General features: G+C 49.8%; 14 protein-coding genes. 2 read left to right on the top strand and 12 right to left on the bottom strand.

Annotated elements, in window-relative coordinates:
- Window positions 1–6 precede the first annotated feature (6 nt).
- From BN1247_RS17530 to BN1247_RS00760, 8 genes are all read right to left on the bottom strand, one after another.
- Window positions 7–162, bottom strand: a complete 156-nt coding sequence (locus BN1247_RS17530) for a hypothetical protein (protein WP_157360840.1) — start codon at window positions 160–162, stop codon at window positions 7–9.
- A 35-nt stretch (window positions 163–197) separates the two neighbouring features.
- Window positions 198–1,844 carry a gamma-glutamyltransferase gene (ggt, locus tag BN1247_RS00790; RefSeq protein ID WP_054948671.1) on the bottom strand — a complete coding sequence of 549 codons (1,647 nt, stop codon included), beginning with the start codon at window positions 1,842–1,844 and terminating at the stop codon, window positions 198–200.
- Window positions 1,834–3,009 carry a CapA family protein gene (locus tag BN1247_RS00785; RefSeq protein ID WP_054948670.1) on the bottom strand — a complete coding sequence of 392 codons (1,176 nt, stop codon included), beginning with the start codon at window positions 3,007–3,009 and terminating at the stop codon, window positions 1,834–1,836. The genes ggt and BN1247_RS00785 overlap by 11 nt, the downstream gene beginning before the upstream one ends.
- A gap of 10 nt (window positions 3,010–3,019) precedes the next feature.
- Window positions 3,020–3,472 (bottom strand): poly-gamma-glutamate biosynthesis protein PgsC, encoded by a 453-nt coding sequence (gene pgsC / locus BN1247_RS00780; protein ID WP_054948669.1) that lies wholly within the window; start codon window positions 3,470–3,472, stop codon window positions 3,020–3,022.
- A gap of 32 nt (window positions 3,473–3,504) precedes the next feature.
- Window positions 3,505–4,686 carry a poly-gamma-glutamate synthase PgsB gene (gene pgsB, locus BN1247_RS00775; protein WP_054948668.1) on the bottom strand — a complete coding sequence of 394 codons (1,182 nt, stop codon included), beginning with the start codon at window positions 4,684–4,686 and terminating at the stop codon, window positions 3,505–3,507.
- Window positions 4,687–5,403: 717 nt separating this feature from the next.
- Window positions 5,404–6,390 (bottom strand): lipoate--protein ligase, encoded by a 987-nt coding sequence (locus tag BN1247_RS00770; protein WP_054948667.1) that lies wholly within the window; start codon window positions 6,388–6,390, stop codon window positions 5,404–5,406.
- Window positions 6,391–6,609: 219 nt separating this feature from the next.
- Window positions 6,610–7,836 carry an ABC transporter permease gene (locus BN1247_RS00765; protein WP_054948666.1) on the bottom strand — a complete coding sequence of 409 codons (1,227 nt, stop codon included), beginning with the start codon at window positions 7,834–7,836 and terminating at the stop codon, window positions 6,610–6,612.
- Entirely contained in the window at window positions 7,833–8,615 is a 783-nt protein-coding gene (locus BN1247_RS00760; RefSeq protein WP_197278543.1) for an ABC transporter ATP-binding protein, read from the bottom strand. The genes BN1247_RS00765 and BN1247_RS00760 overlap by 4 nt, the downstream gene beginning before the upstream one ends.
- Before the next feature lie 173 nt (window positions 8,616–8,788).
- Between BN1247_RS00760 and pckA the strand changes: the two genes are divergently transcribed.
- Entirely contained in the window at window positions 8,789–10,387 is a 1,599-nt protein-coding gene (gene pckA / locus BN1247_RS00755) for a phosphoenolpyruvate carboxykinase (ATP) (protein ID WP_054948665.1), read from the top strand.
- Window positions 10,388–10,617: 230 nt separating this feature from the next.
- Here pckA and BN1247_RS00750 read toward each other — a convergent pair whose 3' ends face one another.
- The gene (locus BN1247_RS00750) at window positions 10,618–12,300 is read right to left on the bottom strand and encodes an MATE family efflux transporter (protein ID WP_231633062.1); all 1,683 of its coding nucleotides are present in this window, start codon (window positions 12,298–12,300) and stop codon (window positions 10,618–10,620) included.
- A gap of 405 nt (window positions 12,301–12,705) precedes the next feature.
- Here BN1247_RS00750 and BN1247_RS00745 point away from each other — a divergent pair, with 405 nt between their 5' ends.
- Window positions 12,706–13,143: a DUF2935 domain-containing protein gene (locus BN1247_RS00745; protein ID WP_054948664.1), complete on the top strand. Its 438-nt coding sequence runs from the start codon at window positions 12,706–12,708 to the stop codon at window positions 13,141–13,143.
- Between the two features lie 630 nt (window positions 13,144–13,773).
- Here the strand turns inward: BN1247_RS00745 and BN1247_RS00740 are convergent.
- The 3 genes from BN1247_RS00740 to BN1247_RS00730 all read right to left on the bottom strand — a co-directional run bounded on the left by BN1247_RS00740 (window position 13,774) and on the right by BN1247_RS00730 (window position 15,521).
- Window positions 13,774–13,962 carry a YhzD family protein gene (locus BN1247_RS00740; RefSeq protein WP_231633361.1) on the bottom strand — a complete coding sequence of 63 codons (189 nt, stop codon included), beginning with the start codon at window positions 13,960–13,962 and terminating at the stop codon, window positions 13,774–13,776.
- A gap of 492 nt (window positions 13,963–14,454) precedes the next feature.
- Window positions 14,455–14,661: a DUF4279 domain-containing protein gene (locus tag BN1247_RS00735; protein WP_054948662.1), complete on the bottom strand. Its 207-nt coding sequence runs from the start codon at window positions 14,659–14,661 to the stop codon at window positions 14,455–14,457.
- A gap of 425 nt (window positions 14,662–15,086) precedes the next feature.
- Window positions 15,087–15,521: a hypothetical protein gene (locus BN1247_RS00730; RefSeq protein ID WP_054948661.1), complete on the bottom strand. Its 435-nt coding sequence runs from the start codon at window positions 15,519–15,521 to the stop codon at window positions 15,087–15,089.
- Window positions 15,522–16,020: the final 499 nt, after the last annotated feature.

The following is a 16,020-nucleotide window of genomic DNA, read 5'->3' as shown; positions in this document are numbered from 1 at the left end:
TTTAATTTATTTGCGCTGAGCTTGCTGTTGGTTCCCGAAAAACGTGTCGATGACGGCGCGCTCGTCTGGCTGCAGCACGTCTTCGTGTTTAAAAAACGACATGCCGAAAAAGGCGACGACTAACAAAAAGAACGGCAACAACGACTTGAACCACTTTTTCACAATTCCCATTCCCTTCCTGTTAAGTGTAGCTCGCGTTACTTTCCGACATCCCAAGAGCCGCCGCGACGTGTATCGGCGCCCCCGTAAAGCTTGTCCTTCTTCTTATCGACGACGAGTGCTTGCATACCGCCGTAATAGTGGGGCGAATCTTTCAAAATAACGGTGTACCCGCGTTCACCCAGCTCGGCGACCGTTTCTTCGGAAAAGCCCGATTCCACATATAGGGTTTCTCCTTCGGCATAAAAGCGTGGCTGATGGATCGCTTCGTCGATCGATTCGCCGAACGTGAGGTGACGAATGAGCACTTCTGCCATCATCATCGGAATGCGTTTCCCGCCCGGCGTGCCCATCCCGATGAGCATCTCATCGTTTTTCAAAATGACTGGCGCCGTATAGCTGCGCGGGAGTTTACCCGGCTGATAGTGGTTCGGGGGCTTATCCGATTTACTAAAGTTGGTCAACTGGTTGTTCAAGAAAAAACCGTCGACGTAAATACCGGACCCGAAGAAATTAGCAATCGTATTCGTCGCCGATACCATCATGCCCTTTTTGTCAACGACGACGAAGTGGGTCGTGTTGTCGTAATCTTCTTCGTCTGCCTTTGAATCGTTATAGCCTGATCCGGCAGACGGCGTGTCGGGCGACACTTTTTTGGCCAATCTCCGCGCGTAATCTTTACTCGCCAACTGCTTCGGTTCATTGTAAAAGGCCGGATCAGCTACTCGCTTCAGACGGTCCGCGTTCGCTATTTTGGACACTTCGCTAATGAGATGCACGAAATCAGCTGAATTCTTTTCTGTCTCGCCAACTTTGTGCATTTCTGCCATGCGCAGCGCCTGAATGACAGTTGCCCCGGCAACAGGCGGCGGTGCCGCAATGACGTCAAACCCTTGGTACTTCCCGATGAGCGGCTTACGCTTTTCAACTTTATAGTTGCTAAAATCCGATTGGGCGAGGTTTGGCACGCGCTCGATAATGTGTTGCGCAATTTTCCCCTTGTAAAACGCGTCGGAACCTTCCTTTTGAATCGTCCGTAACGTCTCTGCCAACTCTTCTTGCTTTAACGTCTCCCCCTCGGTTAGAGGATTGCCGTTCGGAAAGAAGTGGGGTACTTCGTCAATCGTCATGCGAAACGTATCTTCACCTAAGCGAGTCGTAAGGTGGCTGTTTACTTCAAAGCCTGTCTCAGCGAGTTCGATCGACGGTGCGATGAGGTCAGCTAGCTTCTGTGAACCAAAATCGGCGTGGATCGTTTCCATCCCTTTTACAAAACCGGGAATACCGATATCACTCTGCAGTGTGGCATTGGACGGTGGGGCGACGTCGCGGTATTCGTAAGCGACTGGCTTGCCCCCGTTCCCGGGATCGATTAGCATTTCCCCGCCACCGCCGATGCCGGACGCATACGGCTCGACGACGGTAAGGGCGTACGACACAGCAACCGCCGCGTCAACGGCATTGCCACCTTTTTCCAGTACGTCCATCCCGACCTTGACCGCTAACGGATGCCCGGCACTTACTCCGTACCCTTCGGCGCTGTCGAGCGGATCGCCATTTCTCACTTGCTCTTGTGACGCTTTTTCTTTCGCCGGGATTATGTCAATCCCAAGTGCTTTATATAAAATGATAACCCCTACGACGACGACAACGAGTGACAGTATCGCAACCAGCTTATTTTTCAAGCTTTGACGCTCCCTTCAAGATGTCAGAATGGTCGACTGTGTACACCAACTTGCCGTCTTCTACTTTCCAATCGTCTTTAACTGGCGTATCTTTCGTCAACTGTCTAAAGATGCGTTTTTGAGCGTACCATCCTTCTGCCGGCGCAGGTGTCGCCTCATTGATTCTTAGCGGCATCACTTCAAAGCGAGCCTTGCCGTCGCCGTACAGTTTGTACTGCAGGAGTGCACTATCTTTCGTCCGGCTCCACCCTTGGTCGAAGATGAAGTTCCCGAGACTGTAAAAAATGACGGTGTCGTTGTACACTTCGACCGAAGAAAGGACGTGGGGATGGTGACCGACGATGAGGTCAGCTCCCGCATCGGCCATCGCCTTCGCCGAGTCGCGCTGCCGCGGATGTGCGGCTCCGTCATATTCCTGACCCCAGTGCACGTTGACAATGACAAAATCAGCATTCTTTTTTGCCTCTTGAATCGCGGGCAAATAATACTCCGGTTTTAAAGGAAGTACACCTGGGCGCTTCTCCCGTACGGATTGCCCGCCCATGTAAGAATCCGTAATGCCGACAGAGGCAACGGTTATACCGTTAATCGTCTGATAGACTGCTTGTTGCGCTTCTTCTAAGTTCATCCCTGCACCGACATAATCCATCGTGAACCTGTTCATCGTTTCAATCGTATCTTGTAACCCTCTTCTCCCATAGTCTAAGACATGGTTGTTTGCCAGGTTGAGGACAGAAAAATTCATCCTCTTCAGTACTTCTACCGCCTCGGGATCCGTCCGGAGATGGATGTTCTTATCCCACTTCTGGTAACCTTTTTCTGCTGTCGGGTTTTCCGCTAGTGTGACAGCTTGCTCAAAGTTGCCGGAGATGTAATCCGAGGCATCGAACATAGGCTTCACAAATTGGAAAAGCGATTCGTAACCGTACCGCTTCGTCACTTCTTCGACGTGGCGACCAAACATCATGTCGCCGACCATCGTCGCCGTAAAAACTGGCCGATCACTCGCTTCGACGCGTGCCGCCTGCGGTTTATTGAAAACCATTAACGCCACGATCAAAACGACACTAATGCCGATCGCCAGCATCGTATGCGGGAGCGCCCTCTGTTTATGGCGCTTCGCCATTTTTAACACCCGTTGTTGAAAGGTCAACTGTTTGGACATATTAACCACCTTAAAAGACTAAATAGTAGCCGAGCATAATAACGAACGTCAATCCGCTGAGCAGCAGTGTCGAGGATAACGTTAGCGCTAGCCCTTGCTTTTGAATCGTGTTCGCGATCAGTCCAGGCACGATAACGCCGATCCCGCGAAACTCGTAAATCTCAAACGGCATCATCGGATAAAAATAGTCGACCAGCAACTTTAGCACAATCCCGGTGATGAGCATCGCGGCAAACTTGCGGCGGCCGTACAAAATCGTGAAGCGGGAAACGCCGTAGCGGACGATGATAAAAGTTAAAAAACTAATAATAAGGATCATTAAAATGAATACGGGTTGATCGAACACGAGCGAAAGGTATCCCGGTACGATGAGGCCCGCCGGCAAAATCCCTGTCTTCTCCGCAAATATTAAACTAAGTATCACCCCGAGAACGAGCGCAATATATAAATCTGAACCAAACATTTACTTTCCTCCTAAAAAAATTGGAACTGACACTAGCTGACACGCTGCTTAAGTTTCAGTTCGTGCAGTTTTTCGATTAACGGTTCAGCAGCACCGTGAATATTACCCACACCAAAGAGGACACGGTCGGCGAACGCGCCTTGAATGGCTTCTATAATTTTATCTACGCTTTGGGCGTTAAGATCGAGTACCTCGTTCGCTTTGATCTTACCGGATTCGTATGCCCGTTTAATCGGGTCTGTCGTCTCTCCGATGAGTACGAGTGTGTCAATGGGCAGATGCGGCAACACGTCCTCGGCAAATTGTTCGGAGCGATCCACCCTGTCTTCGCGGCAATTCATAATGACAACTGGTTTTTCTTTTGGGTATCCGAGCGAGACGACCCGATCCCAAATGTTTAACGTCGACGCCGCGTCGTTCGCAGCAAACGCGTTTACAAAGTAAGCCGGTTCATCCGGATTACCCAGCGGTAATATGCGCAATGCGCCAGGATCGGGGTGCGCATTTAACATCCCTTGGAGGGCGACCTCTTTTTTTATACCGAGCGCTCTCGCCACACCTAAGGCAAGCGCTGCGTTTTCGGGGAAAACCATATACTCGAATTTTTTTAGGAAGTCGTCAGAAACCGTGCCCGGCTTCACGACGGTTACTTTCGTATTTCTATCTCGCGCCACGCGCTTAAAGTAGTCGACATACGGTCCCTCAGAAATAACAAGGCGACCGTTATACGGAATCGTCGCCGTAAAAGCCTCTGCGATTTCGTCTAACGTCGGCCCCATCACGTCCATGTGATCCTCGAGGACGTTCACGATCACACCGATATTCCCACGCAGCATGCGTTCTTGAAACACGATTTGATAGTCAGGCGTCACGGCCATACATTCACTCACGAGCGCATCCGCGTCGAGCTTCGCCGCTTTTTGTACGACGCGCTTTTGCTCACTAATGTTCGGCCCTTCCGGGCGACGCTTAATCGGCTCTTCCTCGTCTTGAAACGAATAAATCATCCGCGCGGCAGTACCGGTCGTCTTGCCGACGGTTTTATACTTTGCTTCGGTTAAAATCCCTGTGATCAAACGGGTCACGGTCGACTTGCCGCGAATGCCGTTCACATTGACGCGAATCGGAATGGCGTTAATGTGCTTCTGATGCTGTCTCCATTCCACGATGCCGGCCACTAAAATCACCGCACACGCTAGCGGGATTAGCCACATGTTTGTCTCACCTGCTCCTCGAGAAAAATCATAGTTCGTCCAAAAAATACTTATCCGCTCTTCCCGGCTTTATTGGTAGACGACTATCATCCACTTTACTAGCTACCAATATAGTATTTAATGTAAGTATGTGACACATATGAAGGGTGCATTAAGTTTATGTAAAATAAACACCCGAATCTTCTAGATCAAAATCTCCTCCCCAACCTTCACTCACCTTCGGCCCACCTTACAATTATACTCAAAAAAAGCGGTTGCCGAATAACAGTTATTTACAATCTTGTTCCTCACGATGTACATCTTTTTTGTTTTTATCTCCCAATTTCGCGAATTAAACCACAGCCACACTATAACAGGATAAACAAAGACTGTTAAGGTTGTCAATACGGCTGCGGTGACCGCCTCGCGCGAATAACTATCAACCACTACATATCTACTAGAACATAGGCAGAAGGGGCTAAATGTAGTAGGTGTTCCCACTTAGAAACGATCACTAGTGACATATTAGCAAACATTTGCAGCTGCCAATTTCCATGGAGGTGACAGCATTATTCTACGGCTTCTCACATAAGAGACGATGGCGCATGAACTTGCTGCTCCTCCCATACGGATCGTGAGGAAAAAATACATGCGGGTTGTGGCCATACAGTGAAAACCGTCTGCGCAGAATCCGCTGTAGGACGGTTTAACCATGCCACGACCCGCAATGCTTTTTTTTTAAAATAACAGCCCCAGAAACTCTTCTTTCGTCACCTGGCCAAAATAATGCGTCAAGTCGACGCCTTCGAGCGCTGCGGCAACCGCCTCTTCTTCGTAACGCACGCCACTAAGCAATTTAGCGACAACTTCTGCTTCCCCGACGCCAAAGAAGTCGCCGTAAATCGTCGCCTCGGCAATCGTCCCTTTCGCCACGTTGAGGCGAACGTCGAACGTACCCGCGGCGAGTCGCTTCGTCTGCCGGACGTTAAACGCCGGCGACTTTCCGTAGTTCCAGTCCCAATTACCGTAGCGGGCGGCCGATATTTCCCGAATTTTTTCCCAATCGGCAGCGGTTAGTTCGTAGCGCAAAATGTCACCGCCCGCAAAAATCGATTCCAGTAGCGATTGTTTAAACGCGTCGATCGTCATCGGCTCCGGTAAAAATTCGCTAATGTTCGCGACGCGGCTGCGGATCGACTTAATGCCTTTCGATTGAATCTTTTCTTTGTTCACCTTTAGCGCGGCCGTGACGTTGGACATATCGGAGTCGAACAGCAGCGTCCCATGGCTAAACATGCGCCCTTTCGTCGCAAACTGGGCGTTACCCGATATTTTCCGCTCGCCGACTTGAATGTCGTTGCGTCCGACCAACGCCGCCTCTACCCCCAACTGCTTTAGCGCCTGCACGACTGGTTCCGTAAACTTGCGAAAGTTGTGAAACGACTCGCCGTCGTCTTTCGTAATAAAGCTAAAATTTAAATTTCCAAGATCGTGGTAAACGGCACCGCCCCCCGACAAGCGTCGCACGACGTGAATGCCATGTGCCTTCACGTAATCGCTGTTGATTTCTTCGTGCGTATTTTGGTTTTTGCCGATAATAATCGACGGTTCGTTAATATAAAATAGCAAATAATCTTCCTCGGGAGAAAGATGTCTGAGCGCATATTCTTCGATGGCAAGGTTGACGCGTGGGTCTGTGATGCCTTCGTTGCTTATAAAACGCATAATAATCCTCCTGATCCACTTTTTATGGGGGGGTATGTACCCGCAACTATCATAGCAAGTGACTGCACCGCGGGGCAAGTCCAGTGACATTTTTTAGATATAATTCCCACCTAAACGAATCAACTCGCGCGCTTTACCGTCAACTGACGACGCCAGTGAACGCAGCGCCTGTCACACGGACGGCTCCTCCACGTTAGGCGGCAATCACCCGTCGTCAACTTACTCTTCTGTATACAGCGACTGTAACCGAAAACTTAACAGCCATTTTCCAAAAATATAGGCGATAAACGGGTACGAAAGCCAGCCGTACCACGGTACGACAGCGATGCCGGTCGGTATTAGTAGTAACGTGAGGGCAGGAACGAGTAACCACTGGTACGCGCGGACGGCGGCGGTGTGTGCGTCCCATGCGGATACGGGCAACACGCGCTGCCGCAGCGGTCGTTCGCCGCTTAGCGCCATAACAAACGTTTCCGTCAGCAACCAGGCGACAAAACAAAAGACGAACAGTCTGAACCACCCGGACGGTGCCACCCACAGGCCGCCAAAACTGACGAAGAACACCTGGTAAAAAAATTTGGCGTGTGACTGCGTACGCACGAAGCGTTTAAGGTGCCATTCGGTCAGCGCACCGGCGGCGGTAAAAGGGCCCCCAAGCTGTCTGCGCATCCACGGCAGCGGCTTCTTCCACCATCTACCGATTACCGTCTCTTGTTCGATACCTAGTAACAGCGTGTTCGCGTTGCGCGCCTTCTCCGTGCGGGTGACGAGCCGCAACCAATCCCACCGCCGTTGCCGCACGACGCCGACCGCCGTAAGCGCGCACAGCGCACATATAATAAGGAACAGCCAAGTTAACGAAACATGCCGTGCGAATAATTCCCGGCCCGCCTCTCCTCCGACCGTTACGACTGTCAGTACGAAAATGAGTGCTTTCACGAGTGGACTAAGTAGGTGCGACACGTGTAAGAGCAGCCAATCGACATTTAACATCGTCCATTGAAACAACGTCGCCGTCACCCACCAGACCCATACATCGGTAGGCATCACGGCTAACGTGTGCCACAACGGGTACAGCAGCCACAGCACGCACAACCAGACGACACTCTCTTTGGCGTACGCCCAAGCAAAAGAGCGAGCGACGAAACAACGGCTTGCGAACGGCATACCCGTAAAGGTCGGGATGTCAGCCGCATTGACGTACGGATTGACACGTGTCATCAGTGCACGGGCGACGAGCAAAACTGACGCCAGGCCAGCTAGTTCCGGACGCAACCACTCCGGCGGCTCATGCAACCACTGCCAGTAAAACACACTCCCGACGACGAGCATAGGGACGATGACGTACAAGGCGATCACCCAGTCGACACTTAAGCGGATCATCTGATAGCGTTGGCACCACTCATACCCGAACCGCTTCCACCATAAGTAACGTTCAGGTGTCATTGTGCGTCACTGACCTCACGCGCATCACTAACCACATGCGCATATATGTCCAGTAAACTCGCCTTCGGCAACCCGACTGTGGCACGCAGTTCATCGAGTGTCCCTTCGGCCGTGAGAGTTCCACTATGTAAAACATAAAATCGATCACACAAGTGCTCCGCCGAATCGAGCACGTGTGTGCTCATTAACATACCGGCGCCGCGAGCTTTTTCCCGTTCTAACCAAGCGACGAGCGTCCGAATCGCCAGCGGGTCGAGGCCGATAAACGGCTCATCGATTAAGTACAGCTGTGGCTTGTGTAACAGCGTACCGAGTAACAACACTTTTTGCTTCATCCCTTTGGAAAACGTCCCGGGAAAGTGGTCCTTAACGTCGCGCATGTTAAAGTCAGCTAATAGTTGCTCGGCCGTTAGTTCCCACTCGTTTTCAGCCATTCCGTATATACGGGCCACAAACCTCAAATACTCCCATAAAGACAACTCTTGATACAGGTCGGGCGCTTCCGGCACGTAACCGAGCGACCCCTTAGCTGCAACCGGGTCGTCCGCAAGCGGCACCCCGTTAACGATCACTGCTCCAGACATGAGCGGAAGTGCGCCGAGAATCGTTTTGATCGTTGTGCTCTTCCCCGAGCCGTTAGCGCCGATTAACCCGACAATTTCACCTGAGCGCACTTCGAGCGACAGATTGCGCAAATAAGGTTTGCCGTCGTAGCCAGACGTCATCTCGGTACACACGAGCGGCTGCTGCGCGTTTAACATCGCTTGCGACTTAGGCACCTCAGACGATCTCGAACCCGCCAGTGACCTTTCATCTCGGTGTCGAGACGTTGGTTGACCGTTAAGCATACATTTTACACATCCTATAATTTTTTTCTCTAAATGTGTCACATCATTATCCACAATGTGTTATACTATTTACACCAACGCAAACTACGTAGGAGGTCATTGTAGTGCAAGTTACACAGTCAAAACACATTCACATTCAGGAGGTAGACGAATTGTTGCCCTCACTTGCAGTAACGTGGAATTTGTCTACCGCTCAATTAGTAGAATTGGCAATTGCGCGGGGCGAAGGACAACTTACCGCGGACGGAGCACTCGCGACGACAACGGGGAAATTTACCGGACGTTCCCCGAAAGATAAGTATATCGTCGATGAACCGTCAGTTGCACATACAGTCGATTGGGGGAAGGTCAACCAGCGCATGAGCGAAGCGCAGTTTGACAGCATTTACGCCCGATTACTTCAGTACATGCAAGATAAACAGTGGCTCGGTTTAGACGCCTTTGCCGGCGCTGACCCCACCCACAGGCTCCCGCTGCGCGTCATTACGGAATACGCGTGGCACCAACTGTTCGCCAAGCAACTGTTTATTCGTCCGTCAGCTGCCGAAATGCAGTCGGCACACCCCGAACCGTTCACTGTCATCGACGCGCCCGGCTTTGGCGCTGATCCGGAGCGGGACGGTACCCATTCAGAGACGTTTATCATTATTCATTTTGCGAAACGACTCATTCTCATCGGCGGTACGGAATACGCTGGCGAAATAAAAAAGTCAGTTTTCAGCACCATGAATTACCTCCTACCGGATCAGAACGTCTTACCGATGCACTGTTCGGCCAACATGGACGCCACAGGGAAGACAGCGCTCTTCTTCGGCCTTTCTGGCACGGGTAAGACGACGTTGTCGGCCGACCCGGACCGCCGCTTAATCGGCGACGACGAACACGGATGGTCACCGCAAGGAATTTTTAACATCGAGGGCGGTTGTTACGCGAAATGCATCAACTTATCGCCAGAAAAAGAACCGCAAATATATCACGCGATTCGCTTTGGCGCCGTCTGCGAAAACGTCGTAATTGACCCAGAAACGCGCATTGCTGATTACGATAATAACACATTGACGGAGAACACGCGCGTCGCATACCCGATCGAGCACATTGACGGTGCCATCATCCCGAGCACGGGCACACACCCCGAGGTCGTGCTGTTTTTGACCGCTGACGCCTTTGGCGTCCTGCCGCCGATCGCCGAGCTGTCGAAGGAACAGGCGATGTACTACTTCCTGTCCGGCTACACGAGCAAACTAGCTGGCACCGAACGGGGAATAACGGAACCGCAAGCAACGTTCTCCACCTGCTTCGGCGCACCGTTCTTACCGCGTCCAGCGAGCGTCTACGCCGGTATGCTCGGGGAGCGCATCGAACAGCACGGCACGCGCATCTATTTAGTCAACACCGGCTGGACAGGCGGTCCGTACGGTGTCGGCGAACGGATGAAGCTGAGCTACACGCGGACGATGGTGCGCGCCGCCATCGCGGGGAAACTGGAACAATTCGCCGTCGAACCGTATTTCGGTCTCTCCGTACCACAAACGTGCCCTGACGTGCCGAGCGACATCCTCAACCCACGTCACACGTGGCAAGACAAGGATGCGTACGATCGGCAAGCCGCCAAACTGGCAAAGCTGTTCGCGGACAACTTCGAGCGCTTTAAAGACGTCGACGACGCGATTCGAAACGCCGGACCCAAGGCACAGCAACAGTAGTCGTTGCTACTGTGCATCATGAGTAGTAGGCGTCAATTAGGCTAAACGCCATTTACCTCCGTATATACGAGAAGCGCCATTCCATGTGCGAATGGCGCTTCTTTGTCCCACGATACCCCCGTGATGACATCGCGATGGCCCCATGATGCCCCGCGATGCCTCGTGATACCCTGCCCCGTAAGCCCCGCAATGCCCTGGAGATGCCCCGTGATCCATGAGCCCCGCTGAACCTATCCGTTTTCCGGAGCGGGTGAATCGAAAAACTGTCGATGCGTCCTACCGCGCCAAAAGAGGCGGTAATACGTATACTGTGCGATGAGCGAAACGGTGAACGCAATCGGGTAAGCCATCCAAATGCCGGTCAGACCGATCGCTTTAGAGAGCAAATACGCCGTCGGCACTTGTACGACCCAAATCGATAAAATGCCGATCGTCGTCGGCCACAACACCGTACCGCTCGAACGCATAATGCCGGAAATGATCATCGCATGCCCAAAAATGATAAACGCCCACAACGAAATGAACAAAATGTCGTGCGCCATTGCTAACGTGTGCGAATCGGTGAGAAACCACGATAAAATCGTCGTACTGAAGACGAATACCGTACCGACAATGATTGCCCCGATCGCGTAATTTAAAACGACGGCACTGCGGATCAGTTCCTGCAACTTTTCTTGCCGCCCCGAGCCGATCATTTGCGCCCCGAAAATACCGACAGCCATCCCTAAACTCATCGCCGGCATTTGCGCGTAGTTGATCACTTGAATGACGGCACCGTACGCAGCTGTCGCTTCCGCGCCATAGGCGTTAATCAAGGCGAGCACCGCCACTTCGGACAGCGACACGAAAATCATCTGCACGCTCGTCGGGATACCGATTTTGAGCATTAACTTCACAATTTCACGGTCGAGCCGCAATTTTTTTAGCGTCTCTTTATCGAGCGCCAGCGGGTGTTTCTTGCGTGCTAAATAGACGAACAACACGATGAGCGTCACGATCGTCGCTGTCACGTTGGCGACAGCTGCCCCCTCGACGCCGAGCACTGGTAGCCCGAACCACCCGAACAAAAAGATAGGCGTTAACCCGATCGTTAACACGGTACTAATGAGCAAAAAATAAAACGGCGTCTTTGAGTCACCCGTCCCGCGCAAAAACGTCGTGTAACTAATATAGACGAACATAATCGGCAAAAATGTAAAGATGATGCGCGCAAAGCGAACCGCTTCCTCAACAATCTCTTCCGGCGTACGAATGAGCGCAAACAGATCGTACGCAAACACATTGCCGATGACCGCCGAAAGCAGTCCGAGCAAAAAAGAAAACGTGAGTGACGTCCCGACCGTCGCCTTCATCCGTTCCACGTTGCCGCTGCCGTAAGCTTGCCCGATTAAGACCGAACTCGCTCCGCCGATCCCGATAATGAACGATATTAAAAAGAACGTAATCGGAAAAACCGTGCTCACCGCGGCCAGCGCTTTCTCCCCGAGGCCGCGCCCGAGATAAATTGAAGTTACAGTCCCACTAATCGACTGCAGCGCATTACTGAGCATTAACGGAATCAGAAATAACAGCAGCGGTTTCGTAATATTTCCCGATAAGTCGATGTTCTTTCGCTGCTGGGGACGGGGACGTACGAGGGGCACGGCAGGTGCCGGTTCCTCCCCTGCTACAGGAGCTGCTTGCTCACCTTCTGTAGGAACTGTAGGCTGTCCTTCTACAGGAGCAGTTTGCTCACCTTCCATTCGAACGGTATGCGTTCCCTCGACGGAAGCTGTTTGCTCACCTTCAACGGAAATTGTTTGCATGTCTTCCTGAGGAATCGTTTGCCCTTCCTCTAATGGCGGGTCATTTATCCCAATAACTGGTCGTGTATCGGGGTTGTTGCTCGCCAAATCTTTGTAGTCATTGGACAAATCGCCACTCTCCTTTCTAACGAAACTTTTTATTTTTATAAACGTAAATTTCGAGTAGCGAAATATTATTCGTCGTTAAATGGAGGAAATCCGCCATACGGAACCATTCGTATAACGCCACTTGATCGAAAGATCGACCATATGCTAACGAAGCTGATCACACGACAGTAAAGATGCCGATTGTACTATTCTTTCCTTTTCGCGCAGAAATGTCAAGACACACTTTTTTCAAGCCAACAAGTAGTGAACCTACTGCCGGTTACGTGACAACTCGATATGGTCACGGATTGACAAACAAGACGCCCATCGTTCGCCGTCACATAGTTTTGTGCACTGCATACGCTAATACGAATAGGCGTTTTACCTATTCGTTCTTTACGTCAAATGGGTCAAAGGAGGTTCATGATGTATCATTACGGTGAGCGAATGGAACTGCGCTTACTCGAAGAAACGTGGTTTTGGAGTGTGCAAGGGCGGGAACACGCCGGCGTGTTAAAAGAACTGCTCGACGTGGAGGAGGAGTTTCGCCACGCTTTAAGTCGTTTCGAAGAACGGTTCGGAAAGTTAGAGGGGCGCGCCATTCAATATGTGGAAGGTCTCGCCCGCTACGGCTACAAAAGTTACCACCTCTCGGCACACACCGTCCGCTTAGTACAAAAAGCTTATCGCGTCAATCAGCAGTTCATCAAGTTCCTCGAGTATTTTCTAAAGAAGAGCCAGGCAGCCAAAAGCGCGACAGCGCGCACATTGGTCAACCATATTAAAAATGAGACCGAGTACTTCCTCGGCATTATTTCCGGTTTAGGCCTGCAACGGCATAAGCATCATACGAAAGAAGCGTAACACATGCACGCAAGCCCCATGAAACCTCATTCTGCCAATCTCTTACCAACTCCGGATGCTTTGCACATGCAACCTAGGTTGGTCTTTTTTGTTCGTTCGAAATATGATGACTCCTACATTCGATAATATTAGAATCTAAAATAACACATCAGCAATATTTTCCCAATCTGCCTTCATTTATTCGTTACATTCGACACCTTTCAGAAGATGACTTACGGTTTCAAGCATTACCGTATCTCGGGCCGGACAAGCAACCGATCCGCGAACGAGCTGCTGGCGGTGACGCAGATACGTTGCACGCCTTGGTGCAAATGACCGAAGGTAGAACCTTTTTTCCCGCCTATATTCAATTTATTGGCACCGTTCCCGTTGTCATGCTAAAAAAGGACGTGTTTATCAAAAGAAGCAAAAGAATCCCCCCGGACGCTCATTCAGGGGGGATCCACAACTATGGCTCACGCTCCGTGCAATCACATCGCAATTATCTCTTGATCAACACATATTGATCAACACATACACGTAATGTTTAATGCTTCATGACTACGAAATCGCTGTCCTTTAATTTACAGTGGAAGTATACTCATAACAATACAACAATACAAGGAAGTGCTTACGTTTAATTACGCGTAATCACGCGCGTTTCGCTTGGTGACTGTGGAAGGCGACGAGGCGGCCTGTCGTATGAAAAATGCGGTACGGGCACTGTTCGCGGTCGCTTTCCGCCAACCAAGCCATGCCTTTTTCCTTTGCCTCTTTGTCGCTGTTTGCTTCGATCGGTTGGTCGTACAACGTCGTCCCATCTTGGTCGTAAACTGTCATATGATACACCGCTAACCCTCCCTTCGCACGTCTAGTTGCGCCAGTTATACCATTTTTTAACACGTTATAGTTGAATTAACAGGATGTCTCCACCTTCGTCAACTTTTTCTTACATCAGATGACGTGGCCACGATCGTTCCTTGTGTAATCGCATAGATCCTCATCGATATTTCAGCAATCGGTCTCACTTCTCACTTTTACTTACAGTATAGCACAGACACGACCACAAATGAAGTCTTAATGTTCTTTGCTGATTTATTTGGTGCTCATACGCTATATCCTTAGTCGCTTATCTGTTAGGTATATAAATCGATATCGATCTTTGCGTTTATCATTTACAAATTCAATGAACTCAGGCTCAAAATACATTGCTGGCGTCTCATGATCTTCTACTTGGACTACGAAGATAAAACGATAGGATAGACCATATTTAGCCCTTATTTCCTTCAAAACATTTCTTCTACCACACAATATTTTCATCAATTTTTACAATTATTCGTTTATATCCAACGATTCTTCGTACTCGGTACATATACTCCAATTCGTCTGCCTTCGTTTGACATTAGGATGTCTCCCTTTAACCGAATCTCCTTTAATCCAGTATTCATCCGGTGGTAAATTAAGTTCTTTCGTAATATCATTGGGGTTAAAGTTATCACCTGAAACTGAAAAGTATGCCATAATATTAGTTTTTTCCACCATAAATCCTCCCTTTTTGATTCCTTGTGAGTAATTGGATTTCTTCTTTACAGTATCGGGATAATTTTATCCCCTCGATGCCTTCCACTTCTGCCGTCTGATCTGCCGCGTGAATTTCATCAAACGCGAGCATGTAGCTATGAGATCCATTTGAAGGGGTGTAAAAGGTATTTTGATCATACTGAAGTACTTCTGATCAGCAACAAAGAAATAACATCCGCACCCGAAGTCATTCACGTGGCACAGCCTTTAAATGGGGGACGGGGATGATGGAGTGATTCACCATGCAATGTGTCATTCCACATTGCTCAAGTGCAAGAAATCATGCCCGCGTAGGCTACATGTCAAGCCATGATCGATGCTCATTCTAGTCAAGGCTATTTCACACAGAAATTAGGACTTAATCCAGCAGCGGCGGTTAGCGCTTACCACTTTCCTTCTTCAAAGTCTTCGTCATCTATTTCCTTCACGAAAACTGAGATGCATATGACCCGATGGGTTATAGGATCCGTTTCGATGTATACCCCTTTCGGACTTTCATAAACTTCCTCGAATTCATCATATTCAAAGGAATGTTCTATCTTTAATACATCGTCAATATGCATGCCAACGTGAATCTGATTGAATAATAAACCCTTATAGTTTTCTAATGCCGTCAATTTATATATTTTTCCATTAATAACATTGAACCAAATTATAGCCTCATTATCAACTTCATAAGAAATTAGGAATTTCCACACAATATCAGCTTCTACATTAAAATCCTGTAACGGTCCATAAAACTCAGAAATATGGGTGTAAAGACTAATCCCACCCAAGCCTTTCCAGGGTTCAATTGGGGCATTCAGGTCGACTTTCATTATTATTTCCTCCCACTATAAATTAGTTTTATCTCGTGTTTCCTCACTCATTCACCGTATTTCAGCCCTTGACATTTGAGTGTGATGGATAATAAGTGCATAACTGTGTTTTTATGGGATCGGGGTTTGGTGCGGGAACAGAGAAATAACACTAAATTCCATATTCCCCCAGTCATTATGCGATGATCGCACCCTGGATCTCCACTTTCACCCTTGCGGTTTACCCTCCCATGTCACACGGGGTCTATTGCCCTTACATTCCTTCGTTCTACCTCTCAAGGGGTGGAGGCCGCTTCTTGCTCCCTTACTGGGTCGTTGCCCTTATGGAAATTGTACTGCGGCTACTCCGTGCTTCAGTTGTCTTTGCCTTCCCTACGGAAAAACTTAAGGTCACACGACGATTGGCTAATTCGTTTTAAGCAGCCATCTGTAACTGTTGCTGGCGCACTGGACCCAGAACATCCTTCGCATCATACGCAATCTGCCTCGTACCGAGCGT

Source organism: Numidum massiliense (genome assembly GCF_001375555.1).
GTDB classification, from domain to species: Bacteria; Bacillota; Bacilli; order Thermoactinomycetales; family Novibacillaceae; genus Numidum; species Numidum massiliense.
Note: the sequence above shows the minus strand (reverse complement) of the source record. Positions and strands in the feature narration are given on the sequence as shown.

Coding starts and splice junctions, on each gene's coding strand:
- BN1247_RS00785 (WP_054948670.1), bottom strand. CDS start 3,009: ATGTCCAAACAGTTGACCTTTCAACAACGGGTGTTAAAAATGGCGAAG.
- pgsC (WP_054948669.1), bottom strand. CDS start 3,472: ATGTTTGGTTCAGATTTATATATTGCGCTCGTTCTCGGGGTGATACTT.
- pgsB (WP_054948668.1), bottom strand. CDS start 4,686: ATGTGGCTAATCCCGCTAGCGTGTGCGGTGATTTTAGTGGCCGGCATC.
- BN1247_RS00770 (WP_054948667.1), bottom strand. CDS start 6,390: ATGCGTTTTATAAGCAACGAAGGCATCACAGACCCACGCGTCAACCTT.
- BN1247_RS00765 (WP_054948666.1), bottom strand. CDS start 7,836: ATGACACCTGAACGTTACTTATGGTGGAAGCGGTTCGGGTATGAGTGG.
- BN1247_RS00745 (WP_054948664.1), top strand. CDS start 12,706: ATGTATCATTACGGTGAGCGAATGGAACTGCGCTTACTCGAAGAAACG.
- BN1247_RS00740 (WP_231633361.1), bottom strand. CDS start 13,962: ATGACAGTTTACGACCAAGATGGGACGACGTTGTACGACCAACCGATC.
- BN1247_RS00730 (WP_054948661.1), bottom strand. CDS start 15,521: ATGAAAGTCGACCTGAATGCCCCAATTGAACCCTGGAAAGGCTTGGGT.